The sequence below is a fragment of the Agrobacterium sp. S7/73 genome, from assembly GCF_019355535.1.
GTDB lineage: Bacteria > Pseudomonadota > Alphaproteobacteria > Rhizobiales > Rhizobiaceae > Agrobacterium > Agrobacterium tumefaciens.
Genome location: NZ_CP072137.1, coordinates 385,101 through 397,537 on the forward strand (window position 1 = coordinate 385,101; position 12,437 = coordinate 397,537).

General features: G+C 60.4%; 11 protein-coding genes. 8 read left to right on the forward strand and 3 right to left on the reverse strand.

Annotated elements, in window-relative coordinates:
• Positions 1-329 precede the first annotated feature (329 nt).
• The 7 genes from J5276_RS16760 to uxuA all read left to right on the forward strand — a co-directional run bounded on the left by J5276_RS16760 (position 330) and on the right by uxuA (position 7,393).
• Complete coding sequence (locus J5276_RS16760) at positions 330-1,016, forward strand: HAD family hydrolase (protein ID WP_112524239.1); 687 nt, start codon at positions 330-332, stop codon at positions 1,014-1,016.
• A gap of 231 nt (positions 1,017-1,247) precedes the next feature.
• The gene (locus J5276_RS16765) at positions 1,248-1,964 is read left to right on the forward strand and encodes a FadR/GntR family transcriptional regulator (RefSeq protein ID WP_013761517.1); all 717 of its coding nucleotides are present in this window, start codon (positions 1,248-1,250) and stop codon (positions 1,962-1,964) included.
• A gap of 61 nt (positions 1,965-2,025) precedes the next feature.
• A complete protein-coding gene (locus tag J5276_RS16770) occupies positions 2,026-3,000 on the forward strand; it encodes a sialic acid TRAP transporter substrate-binding protein SiaP (RefSeq protein WP_013761518.1) in 975 nt (324 codons plus the stop codon).
• Positions 3,001-3,061: 61 nt separating this feature from the next.
• A complete protein-coding gene (locus tag J5276_RS16775) occupies positions 3,062-3,634 on the forward strand; it encodes a TRAP transporter small permease (RefSeq protein WP_013761519.1) in 573 nt (190 codons plus the stop codon).
• Positions 3,635-3,638: 4 nt separating this feature from the next.
• A complete protein-coding gene (locus J5276_RS16780) occupies positions 3,639-5,045 on the forward strand; it encodes a TRAP transporter large permease (RefSeq protein ID WP_003510762.1) in 1,407 nt (468 codons plus the stop codon).
• A gap of 76 nt (positions 5,046-5,121) precedes the next feature.
• Positions 5,122-6,168 carry an L-idonate 5-dehydrogenase gene (locus J5276_RS16785; protein ID WP_065687734.1) on the forward strand — a complete coding sequence of 349 codons (1,047 nt, stop codon included), beginning with the start codon at positions 5,122-5,124 and terminating at the stop codon, positions 6,166-6,168.
• 16 nt (positions 6,169-6,184) lie between these two features.
• Positions 6,185-7,393 (forward strand): mannonate dehydratase, encoded by a 1,209-nt coding sequence (gene uxuA / locus J5276_RS16790; protein ID WP_174011996.1) that lies wholly within the window; start codon positions 6,185-6,187, stop codon positions 7,391-7,393.
• Positions 7,394-7,421: 28 nt separating this feature from the next.
• Here the strand turns inward: uxuA and J5276_RS16795 are convergent, their stop codons facing one another.
• Positions 7,422-7,775 (reverse strand): antibiotic resistance protein VanZ, encoded by a 354-nt coding sequence (locus J5276_RS16795; protein ID WP_174011998.1) that lies wholly within the window; start codon positions 7,773-7,775, stop codon positions 7,422-7,424.
• A gap of 245 nt (positions 7,776-8,020) precedes the next feature.
• Here J5276_RS16795 and J5276_RS16800 point away from each other — a divergent pair, with 245 nt between their 5' ends.
• Positions 8,021-9,532 (forward strand): aldehyde dehydrogenase (NADP(+)), encoded by a 1,512-nt coding sequence (locus J5276_RS16800; protein ID WP_003510766.1) that lies wholly within the window; start codon positions 8,021-8,023, stop codon positions 9,530-9,532.
• Positions 9,533-9,589: 57 nt separating this feature from the next.
• Here the strand turns inward: J5276_RS16800 and J5276_RS16805 are convergent, their stop codons facing one another.
• Complete coding sequence (locus J5276_RS16805; protein ID WP_174012000.1) at positions 9,590-10,588, reverse strand: TRAP transporter substrate-binding protein; 999 nt, start codon at positions 10,586-10,588, stop codon at positions 9,590-9,592.
• Between the two features lie 16 nt (positions 10,589-10,604).
• Positions 10,605-12,437 carry a TRAP transporter large permease subunit gene (locus tag J5276_RS16810; protein ID WP_174012002.1) on the reverse strand — a complete coding sequence of 611 codons (1,833 nt, stop codon included), beginning with the start codon at positions 12,435-12,437 and terminating at the stop codon, positions 10,605-10,607.

Consider the following 12,437-nt stretch of genomic DNA (forward strand, 5'->3'; position numbering starts at 1 on the left):
GTTAAGAGAATTCCGCTGCGAAAAATCTCATGCACAACATTCATAAGCTCCGTTTAGCTTTTGATTTTGCGAACTTTGACTTCTTTCGAAAACTCACAATAGCAGTTGATCCTTGCTGCAACCTGACGCCCGCATGACCCTATGCGGACGCCGCCTCCCCTGCCTGACCATGCCCCGAGTCGCAGCCTGTGCAAACTGTCCGATTCCGGCACGATGTCCGCCACTGGCGGATGGGTCGCCATTTGCTTGATGAGCGGAAAAACGATTCCGTTATGCCTGCCGATGCTATAGACACGAGGCCAACCCGACACATCCAACGGAAGAATGCGATGCACAGCAAAGTCCCGGCGACCGCCCAGATCTCCTCGCGCGAATATGGCGCCTTCCTGTTCGACATGGATGGAACGCTGCTGAATTCCATTGCGGTGGTGGAGCGGGTCTGGCGCGAATGGGCCGTAGACAACGGCATAGAGCCGGAGGCTTTCCTGCAGCGCATCCATGGCATGCGCGCATCCGAGGTTGTGCGTCGCGAGGCAGTTCCCGGCCTCGATATCCAGGAACAGGCGGATATGCTTTTACAAAAGGAAATGGACGATGTTGACGGCATCCTCCAGATTCCGCAGGCAGCTGCATTTCTTGAGAAATTGCCGGCCGGAAAATGGGCCATCGTCACCTCCGCCGCCCGCGCCCTTGCCGAACTCCGGTTGGCTGCGGCAGGCCTCACACCGCCTCCAGTGATGATCTGCGCCGAGGACGTTGTGAACGGCAAGCCTGACCCGGAGGGTTACAGAAAGGCTGCTGCGAAGCTCGGCGTCGCACCTGAAGACTGCGTCGTCTTCGAAGATGCGCCCGCCGGCATTCTGGCGGGGGAAAGCATGGGCGCCACGGTCGTGGTCATTAACGCCACTCATTCGCATCCCATCGAAACGCCGCACCTTTCGATCGGTGGGTACGGTGAGCTGGACGTCACCATCGGCGACGACGGCGGCTTGAAGCTCACAAGTAACAAGGACTGAAAAGCCGATCCAAACATGCGGTGTCATCCTCGGGTCTGTCCCGAGGATCAATCACGTTTCGTAAAATCCAATCCATTGCGCCGAGCCTGCTGCACCGGTCCCCAGTCTTTCGCCGTGTAGTTTTCCTCTAGCGGCCAATTGACAGCACCGCATAAATCCTACCTAATAAAATTGGTAAGACCATCTTACCGCTTGCGCGAAGGGGGGAGACTTTCGCGCTGGGAGGACATCATGTTTGTGGCTCTGGAGCCGCGCCGCCTCTACAGGCTGGTCGCGGAACAAATTCGCTTGCTTATCGAGAGCGGGGAACTGACGGACGGTCAGCGCCTGCCGGCGGAGCGCGATCTGGCGGAACGTTTTGGCGTGTCCCGCCCGACGGTGCGGGAAGCACTGATCGTTCTGGAAGTGGAAGGCCATATCCATATCCGCATGGGTTCGGGCGTGTATGTGAACACGTCCCGAACGGCTAACAAGGCAAAGTCACCCGTGCCGGACGCGCACGGCCCATTCGAAATCCTGCAAGCGCGCTGCATCATTGAAAGCGCTATTGCCGAGGAGGCCGCGCGGCTTGCCACGTCTGAATGCATCGCCAGGCTGGACGACATCATCGAACGCATGGCCGGGGCGCTCGACAATTCGCCGCAGGCCCTCAACCTGGACCGCGCCTTCCACACCGCCATTGCCGACATCATCGGCAACTCGGCGCTGAACCGCTTTACCGGCCTGATCTATGACGAGCGCAGCCTTTCGCCCTATTTCGAAAAGCTCGCCAGCTATTTCGAGGGTCCTCACACATGGATTCTTGCCGTTCAGGAACACCGGGTGATCCGCGACGCGATCGCGGCGAACGATCCGGAAGGCGCACGCGAGGCGATGCGCCAGCATCTGACGCTGTCGCAAAAGAGATTTTCCGAGAGTTTCGGGGAGGAAACGATCGGAGAAGAGTGACCGCGCCGCAACCGGCGACGGGAAAAACAGAAATCTGGCTTTAATTCGGGAGGAGTTAAGAATGAAAATCAGATTGTCGACTTTGATGGGTGCAACCGCTGCCATTTTGCTTTCGGCTTTGGCGGCACAGGCGCAAACAACGCTGAAATGGGCGCATGTCTACGAGACCTCCGAACCGTTCCACACGGATTCGGTCTGGGCTGCGGAAGAAATCGCCAAGCGCACCGACGGCCGCTACAAGGTGGATGTATTCCCCGCCTCGCAGCTCGGCAAGGAAGCGGATATCAACCAGGGCCTGAAGATCGGCACGGTGGATATCATCATCTCCGGCTCCAGTTTTGCCGCGCGTGACTTCAAGCCGATCGGTGTCACCTATTTTCCATATATCTTCCGCGACCCGAGCCATCTGATCGCCTATACCAAGAGTGATATCTTCAAGCGTCTTGCCAAGGGTTACGAGGACAAGACCGGCAACCACATCGCCGCCGTTAGCTATTACGGCACGCGCCACACCACGTCGAACAAGCCGATTGCCAACTGCGCCGACATGGCGGGGCTGAAGATGCGTGTTCCCGACGTTCCGGCCTATCTCGCCATGCCACGCGCCTGCGGCGCCAACACGACGCCGATCGCATTTGCAGAAGTCTATCTGGCGCTTCAGAACGGCACGGTCGATGCACAGGAAAACCCGCTGACCACCATCGAGGCAAAGAAGTTCTTCGAAGTGCAGAAGAACATCGTGCTGACCGGCCACATCGTCGACCACCTCAACACGGTGATCTCGAAGAACCTGTGGTCCAAGCTTTCCGATGAAGACAAGAAAATCTTCACGGACGTCATGCAGGAAGCCGCCGTGCGGACCACGAAGACCATCGAAGGACGCGAAAAAAGCCTCGTGGAAGAGTTCAAGAAGCGTGGCCTGAACGTCGCAGAGGTGGACAAGGCGGACTTTGAGAAGAACGTCATGGAGAAGGTGAAGTTCGAGGACTTCGGTTACGACAAGGCCGACTGGGAAGCCATTCGCGCCGTCAAGTGAGCCAAGATCCGGTGCGGCCTCCGTTGCCGCACCGCCCTTTCTCTCCAGACGGGATATCTCAATGTCGCAGGAAATTCATACTCAGGTCACGCCTGAAGAACTCGCCCACACGTTCGACGAGGCGCCGCCCGAAGTCGACCTGAAGGTCTACGCCTTCGAGGACTGGGTTACGCTTGGCCTTTTCTGGCTGATGACAGGTTGCGTGTTCCTTCAATTCTTCACCCGCTACGTGCTTAACGACAGCTATGCCTGGACGGAAGAAATCGCCGTCAACTGCCTGATTGGCGTGGTGTTTCTAGGTTCGGTCATGTGCGTGCGCATGTCACGCCACATCCAGGTGGATGTGCTTTATCACTACGTTCCGCCGCAGGTTGCCCGCGTCATGTCGATCCTTGTCGACGTGCTGCGCATCGTGTTCTTCGCCTACACCTCGTGGCTGATGTGGCGGTATCTGGAAATCGTCGCCGACGAGGAAATGGTCACCGTCGCCCTGCCGCGCAACATCGTTTTCTATACGGTTCTGGCCGCTTTCGTCCTGATGTTCTTCCGTTCGGTGCAGGTCTTCATCGCCAATATGCAGCGTGGCTATTCCGTTCTGGAACGGCCGGAAGAATTCCAGAGCGCGGGGGATTGAACATATGCTTATTCTTATCGGCTCGTTTCTTCTGTTGATGCTGATCGGCCTGCCGGTCGCCATTTCAATGGCCACGGCATCGCTTCTCTACATCGTCTCGTATAATGTCGCGCCAGATATCATCGCGGCGCAGCGTCTGATTGCGGGCGTGGAAAGCTTCCCGCTTCTCGCCGTTCCCTTCTTCATCCTTGCCGGCAATCTCATGAACACGGCGGGGGTGACGGGACGCATCTATTCCTTTGCCGTGGCGTTGGTCGGCTGGATGAAAGGTGGTCTGGCACAGGTCAACATCATCGGCTCGGTAATCTTTTCCGGCATGTCCGGCACGGCCCTCGCCGACGCCGCCGGCATCGGCACCATCGAAATCAAGGCAATGAAGGATCATGGTTATCCGGTCGAAGCGGCCGTCGGCGTCACCGCCGCTTCCGCAACGCTCGGGCCGATCTTTCCGCCATCGTTGCCCTTCGTCATCTACGGCATGATGGCAAACGTCTCGATCGGTGCACTGTTCATGGCCGGCATCGTTCCGGGCGTCGTCATGACGCTTTTGATGATGATCACCGTTGCCGTTTTCGCCTACGTCAAGGGTTGGGGTTCCGATACGCCGTTCAACCTCAGAACCATCTTCGGCGCTTCGCTTGAAGTGCTCGTCGTCATGATGGTACCGCTCGGCATCTATCTCCTGACGCTGTTTGGCCTGTCGCTCAACCTGTCGATCCTGATCGTGCTGGTGGTCTTGCTTGCCTGCGACTGGTATTTCGACTTCTCTGCCGTGATGGCCCTGATGACGCCGGTGATCCTGATCGGCGGCATGACGATGGGCTGGTTCACGCCGACGGAGGCGGCTGTCGCAGCCGTGTTGTGGTCTCTGTTCCTCGGGCTTGTCCGTTACCGGACGATGACGTTCAAGTCGCTGGCAAAATCGACCTTCGACACGATAGAGACCACGGCATCGGTTCTCTTCATCGTTGCGGCGGCATCAATCTTCGCATGGCTTCTGACGGTGAGCCAGGCAGCACAGCTGCTATCGGCGGCGATCCTGACGATCACCGACAGCAAGTGGATTTTCCTCCTGCTGGTCAACCTGCTGATGCTGTTCGTCGGCTGCTTCCTAGACACGATCGCGGCAATCACCATCCTCGTGCCGATCCTGCTGCCGCTGGTGCTGCAGTTCAATATCGATCCGGTGCATTTCGGCCTCATCATCACCCTCAACCTGATGATAGGGCTGCTGCATCCGCCGCTCGGCATGGTGTTGTTCGTGCTATCACGCGTGGCGAAACTCTCCGTCGAGCGCACGACCGTCGCCATTCTGCCGTGGCTGGTGCCGCTGTTCGTGGCGTTGTTGCTGATAACCTTCATTCCGGCGATCACGCTATGGCTTCCGACGGAAATGGGTCTGATCCGCTGACCAGGACATCCCCTGCCCGCGCGGCTCGCCGCGCGGGTTTCATTCATCCAATCCACATAAGATGAGAGGCATCGTCATGCAGACACGCGTGGCACGTCTATACGGCCGTGAAGATATCCGCGTCGAAACGCAGGACATGCAGGCCCCCGGCCCCGGTGAAGTGCTGCTGACCATGGCGGCGGGCGGCATTTGTGGTTCCGATCTACATTATTATCAGGACGGCGGCTTCGGGCCTGTGCGGGTGCGCGAGCCGATCATCTGCGGCCATGAGGCATCGGGGCGGGTGCAGGCGCTGGGCGAAGGCGTCAGCGGGCTCGCACTCGGCCAGCTCGTCGCCGTCAATCCCTCGCAGCCTTGCGGCCATTGCCATTTCTGCCTGAAGGGCCAACCGATCCATTGCCTCGATATGCGCTTCATGGGCAGCGCCATGCGCCTGCCGCACGAACAGGGCATGTTCCGTGATCGGCTCGTTGTTCCCGCAAAACAATGCGCGACATTTTCAGACACCACTTCGCCCGCCGAAGCCGCCTGCACCGAACCGCTTGCGGTCTGCCTGCATGCCGTCGCACAAGCGGGTGATCTGACCGGCGCCAAGGTGCTGGTAACGGGCGCCGGGCCGATCGGCCTCTTGACGATTGCCGCCGCCCGCCATGCCGGTGCCGGCATCATTCTCGCCACCGACCTGACCGATGCGGCGCTGGAGCGCGCGCCCGCCATGGGGGCGGACCGCACCATCAATGTCGCGAAAAACGCAGAAGCACTTTTACCCTATCAGGACAATAAGGGGTATTTCGACGTCGTTTTCGATTGCTCCGCCGCGGCACCTGCGCTTCGCGCCGCCTTCGCCTGTGTACGTCCGCGCGGCACTGTCGTGCAGGTGGGCGTCACCGGTGACATAACCATTCCGCTCAATGCGCTGGTGGGCAAGGAAATCCTCTGGCGCGGCTCGCAGCGTTTCCACGACGAATTCGCCATTGCCGCCCGCCTGATCTCCACGCGCGGGATCGATGTGCGGCCGATCATTTCCCACAGCTTCCCGCTTGAAGAAGCGAAATCCGCATTCGAGCAGGCCGGAGACCGCTCCGCCGCCTGCAAGGTGCAGCTGACATTTTCCGCAGAATGATATTTGAGGATAAAAAATGAGACATACATGGCGCTGGTTCGGCCCGGTGGACAAGGTCACGGTTCAGGATGCGGCTCAGGCAGGGGCGGAAGGCATCGTAAGCGCGCTGCACCACATCGCCACCGGCGATGTCTGGCCTGTGGATGAAATCGCCAAACGGCATGAGGCGATCAAGGCCGGTGGGCTGTATTGGGACGTGGTGGAAAGCGTGCCGGTCTCCGAGGAGATCAAAACCCAGACGGGCGACTGGAAAAACCATATCGCCAACTGGCAGGAGACGCTGCGCCGCCTCTCCGCCACGGGCATTCGCACCGTCTGCTACAATTTCATGCCGGTGCTGGACTGGACCCGCACCGATCTGCGCTGGGAAACGAAGCACGGCGCAAAAGCCATGCGTTTTGACCTTTCCGATTTCGCCGCCTTCGACATTCACATTCTCAAACGCCCCGACGCAAAGGCCGATTATCCGGAGTGGCTGATCGAGGAAGCGGCACAACGTTTCGCCGACATGCCGGATACGAAGATCGCCGCACTCGGACGTAATATCGGCGCGGGCCTGCCGGGTTCGGCGGATGGTTACACGCTCAGCCAGCTTCTCGAAAAGCTGCGCTCATATCACGGCATAAACCGCGAAAAACTGCAGCAGAACCTGATCGATTTTCTGTCGGAAGTGACGCCGGTCGCGGAAGAGGTCGGCATTAACATCTGCGCCCACGGCGACGATCCCCCCTGGCCGCTGCTCGGCCTGCCGCGTATTCTTTCAACGGAGTCCGACTACGCCCATATGCTCTCGCAAGTCGACAGCCGGGCCAATGGCGTTACGCTCTGCACCGGCTCGCTCGGCGCGCGGGCGGATAACGACCTGCCCTTCATCGCCAGCCGTTTTGCAGACCGCATCCATTTCGTGCATCTGCGCAACGTCACGCGCGACACGGAAACCGTGCCCTGCTCCTTCTTCGAGGACGAGCATCTGGAAGGTGGAACGGATATGGTCGCCGTTATCGCAGCACTTCTGTCGGAAGAATCCCGCCGTCGTGCGGAGGGCCGTGCAGACCACACCATTCCGATGCGGCCCGACCATGGCCAGGAAATCCTTGATGACCTGACGCGCGGGGCGCAGCCGGGTTATCCCGCCATCGGCCGATTGAAGGGGCTGGCAGAGCTTCGCGGCATCGAGCGCACGCTGTCGCATGGCCGTTTCGGATTGGCGAAGCAGGCGAATTAAGCCGTCACGATTGGCCGCCGGCAGCCTCTTAGCTTGCGGTCAATCGCGTCCTGAATTGAAGATACGAAAAGGCGGCAAGCCCACCGGCAATGGCGCCCACGGCTTTCACAACTGCATCTGTCATATGCGGATGCCGTGTGGGCGACAGAAATTGCAGCGCCTCGATGCCGAAAGCCGCCACGACACCCGCGACAATGATGGCAAGCCAGTAACGCGGATAGGCCAGCACGAAGGCAGCCGAACAGAAGGCAAAGGCGGCGGCGCGGTCGATGCCGACGGTCGTCAGCGTATGCGGCCGAAGCCCGATCGGGCAAACTGTAACGATCACGATCAGCAGCAGAACCGACCAGGCGATGTATTTCGAAAGTCTATTTGTCATCATGGCGTCACAATAGAGCGCTGCGCGCATAAACGGAAGATCGTCTTTTTCTTCCACCGCCCAATAAATCACACTTTTTGGACAGATACTGCACAAACCGGCTTTCGCTGAAGCCTTACTCGGGCTAAGGCAGAGGGCAACCGGACAAGGATCGCGGCTGATGGCCTTTCAGGCTGTCGCCCTTCGGTCCGGTTTTACGGTATCGGGTGGATTTTCCACACAGGATCAGATTTTCAGGGAAGAGCACAATGAGTTTCAAGCCGCACGGCAAACATCTGGTTGCAGGAGAATGGGTCGCCACGGAAGCGAAATTCCGCAGCGAGCCTGCACATGGCGAAGCTTTCGATTTTTCGGTCGGCACCGTCGATCTGGTGAATGCGGCCGCAGAAGCAGCCGAAGAGGCTTTCTGGAGCTACGGCTATACGACCCGCGAAGAGCGCGCCGCATTCCTCGACACCATCGCCGATGAGATCGAGGCCCGCGCCGACGACATCACTGAAATCGGCACGTCCGAGACCGGCTTGCCCGCAGGACGCCTGCAGGGTGAACGCGGCCGCACCACCGGACAGCTTCGCCTTTTCGCATCGCATATCCGCAAAGGCGACTATCTCGACCGCCGCCACGACGAAGCGCTTCCGGATCGCCAGCCGCTGCCGCGCCCGGATATCCGTCTGATGCAGCGTCCGATCGGCCCCGTTGCGGTCTTCGGTGCTTCCAACTTCCCGCTCGCCTTCTCGACCGCCGGTGGAGATACCGCCGCCGCTCTCGCAGCCGGCTGCCCGGTTGTGGTCAAGGGCCATTCCGCCCATCCCGGCACCGGTGAAATTATTGCCGAGGCCGTTCTCGCCGCCGTCAAGAAGCACAATCTGCATCCCGGCGTCTTCTCGCTGATCCAGGGCGGCCGCCGCGATGTCGGTTCCGCGCTCGTCCAGCATCCGCGCATCAAGGCAGTCGGCTTCACCGGCTCGCTCGCCGGTGGCCGCGCACTGTTCGATCTCTGCGCCCAGCGTCCGGAACCGATCCCGTTCTTCGGCGAACTCGGTTCCGTCAACCCGATGTTCCTGCTGCCGGAAGCCGTTTCCGCGCGCGGTGAAGCCATCGCCAAGGGCTGGGCAGGTTCGCTCACCATGGGTGCTGGCCAGTTCTGCACCAATCCCGGCATTGCCGTGGTGCTTGCCTCGCAGGCGGATGCCGTGTCGGAAACCGCACGGGCGGCCCTTTCCGAAGTCGGCCCGCAGGTCATGCTGACCGACGGTATCGCCGCTGCCTATCGTGACGGTCGCGACCGCATCGCAGCCGGTAACGGCGTGCGCGACGTTTTGACCACCACCTGCGACCTTCGTAACGCAACGCCTTACCTGTTCCGCGTTTCGGGCAAGGACTGGGTTGCCAACCACGCGCTCGCCGAAGAAGTCTTCGGACCGCTCGGCCTGATCGTGACGGTCGACAGCGCTGAAGAAATGATCGAAGTGGCAAAGAGCTTTGAAGGTCAGCTGACAGCGACCATGCATCTTGACGCAGGTGACGCCGAACTCGGCCGCAAGCTGCTGCCGATCCTCGAGCGCAAGGCCGGCCGCGTTCTCGCCAACGGCTTCCCGACCGGCGTTGAAGTCTCCGAAGCCATGGTTCACGGCGGCCCCTACCCGGCTTCCACGAACTTCGGCGCGACCTCGGTCGGCACCATGTCGATCCGCCGCTTCACGCGCCCGGTTTCCTACCAGAATATTCCTTCGGACGTTCTGCCGCAGGATATCCGCTGATCAAAAAAATGGGGAGGGCGCTCCTGCGCCCTCCCCATTCACAATAGTGCTTCGGTATCAGGCCGACTGGATCGCCTGTATTTTCTCGATGCCGCCGACAGTGCCGGCGAAATCCTGCCAGACGCCCTGCGCGCCCTTGCGCCACTCATCCAAGGCTTCGGGCTGCAAGACCTTGCCACCCTTCGAAATCGCAAGCTCCACCGATTTCGCCTCGTCCTCGACGATCAACTGGTTGAAATAGAGCGCGCCTTCGCTTGATGCTTCGGTCAGGGCCTTCTTCTCTTCATCATCGAGCTGGTTCCAGAAAGCCGCACCATAATAAACCACGCCCGATGCCCAGATATGGCCGGTCTCGGTCATGTAGGGTACAACCTCGTAAAGCTTGAAACCGGCATAGGCGGACTTCGTCAGATCCATGGCGTCGGCTACGCCGGTTGACAGTGCATTATAGGTCTCGGTGATGGGAATGCCGACCGGCGTGGTGCCGAAGGCGCTCCACAGCTTGGTGTGCAGCGGGCTCTGGATGACGCGGATCTTCTTGCCGTTGAGCTGCTCTGGCCGGGTTACCGGCTCCTTGGTCAGGAGATGGCGGGCGCCGTAGTTGATGAAGTCTACGGCCACGAATTGCTGCGCGCCAAGCCTGGTCTTCAGCTCGCTGCCGGTCTCGCCCGTCACCACCTTGCGCACATGGTCTGCATCGCGGAACAGGAAGGGCAGATCGAGGATTTGCAGTTCCGGCACCCAGCCGGAGAGCGAAGAGACCGTGGAAAGGCTCGCCTGAACCGATCCGAGACGGATATTTTCCGCCACTTCCTTTTCGCCGCCCAGCGCACCGCTCTTGACGATGTTGAAGCGGAAACGGCCGGGCAGCTTTGCCTCCACCAGCTCGCTGATCTTCACCCAGATTTTCGTCTCCGGCTTGTCGTCCGCGAACAGGGAGGCGACCGTAATGTTGCGGGTCCTGGCATTTGCGTTGCGCACGAAGGCAGGCGTGGCAAGTGCTGCCGCACCCGCAGCGGAGAGTTTCAGGAGATTGCGACGATCGATAATAGTCATGAATAAAACCCCGGATTTAGAAGACAATGGCCCAGGCGCACAGAATGGCGAGGGAAACGAGAAGGGATAGGAGATAGGGAACGACGGCCTGGAATAGCGATGTCGCCGGAATGCGGGTGACACCGCTGACGACGAAGATCAGCATGCCGAGCGGTGGTGTGAGGCCATGGATCATCAGGTTGACCACGAGAATGACGCCGAAATGGATGGGATCGATGCCGGCCGCGACGGCAGCGGGCAACAGGATCGGTCCAAACAGCAGGATGGCCGCGCCGATATCCAGCACCAGCCCCACCACGAGCAGGATGAGGTTGGAAAGCAGAAGCACCGCGATCTTGCTGCCGCCAAGCAATGTCACGAAATCCGTGACGAGGCCGGAGACGTCATCGACCGCCAGAAGAAAGGCGAAGGGGCCTGCCGTGCCGATAAGGAGACCGATGGCCGCCGCCTCACCGGCTGATTGCCGGAAAGTTGCGAAGATACGCCCCGCGCCCAGCCGGTACCCAAAGCCGAGAAGCAGCGTGTAGAGTGCGGCAAGTGCGGCCGCCTCCGTGGTGGTGACGACGCCGATGCGGATGCCGACCACCACGATGACGCCGAGACCGAAGGCGGGTATGGCTGCGATAGCCGAGCGCCAGCGTTCGGTGCCCGTGGCGCGCGGCAGGGTATCGACGCTGCGCACGCTCCAATGGATAGCCACCGCAAGGCAGATCGCCATCAGCCCGCCGGCGAAAAAGCCGCCGACCAGCAACGAGCCCACCGACAGGTTGGTAGCCGTTGCGAGGATGAGAAAGGCAATGGAGGGCGGGATGACATTGTCGAGCACCGACGTTGCAGCAATGATCGCGCCCGCCTGCGCCGGCGGATAGCCGTGTTTGACCAGTTCCGGCTGGAAGGTTGAAGCGCCGAAGGCGGCGTTGGCGACAGAGGAACCGGATGCGCCGGAAAACAGCACGCTGGTCAACAGCGTCGTCTGCGCCAGCCCTGCCCGGCGGTGTCCAACCATGGAGGCGGCGAACCGAACCAGCTGGTTGGCAACGCCCGATTCCGTCAGCAGGCTTCCAGCCAGCAGGAAGAAGGGGATGGCGAGCAGCAGGAATTTCGACATGCCTGTTACCGTTGAGGAAACGATGGCCGGCTCCGGCAAGGTACTGCCGAAGGCGATCGCCACATAGGCTGCGGCGAGAAAGGCATGGGCGAGCGGTGCTGCCAGCACCAGCCCCACCGCCGCCGTCAGCGCCAGAAACAGGCTGGGCGGCAGGCTCGTATCAACGAAGACTTCCGGCAGGCCGACATAGGACGCAATTGCAATGGTGAGAGACGCTAGAACGGCAAATGTCTTGCCCTCACTGACACGCTGAAGCGCCAGGTAAAGAAGGATCAGCGCGCCGCCTGCACCCAGAAAGCCGAAACGCACCCATTCCGGCAGACCGAGCGTCGGAGACGTACCGCCCAGCATCGCCGCGATTTCAACGCCACCGAAGGCGAGGATCAGTGCTGCGATGAAGGAGAAGGCATCCGCCAGAACTTCGGTTGCGGCATGAAACCGCTCAGGCAAAAACCGCACGAAAACATCGAGCCGCATGGCAAGTGCGCTTTTGAGACTGAGCGGCGCGCCGACCGCGATCATCGCCACATGCAGCCAGATGCCGAGATCTTCCGCACCGATGAAGCCGGTGTGAAACAGATAACGCAGGGTGACATTGACCAGCACCACCACGAGAAGAGTCGCAAGGATTGCGGCGGCGACCGCGCCAAGCGCCTTGTCCAGAACGGCAAGCGCCCGCTCCGCCGCACGCTGCGGGCCGATGCGCCGTTGTGCAATCGTTGTTGCCGGACCAGCCGTCAT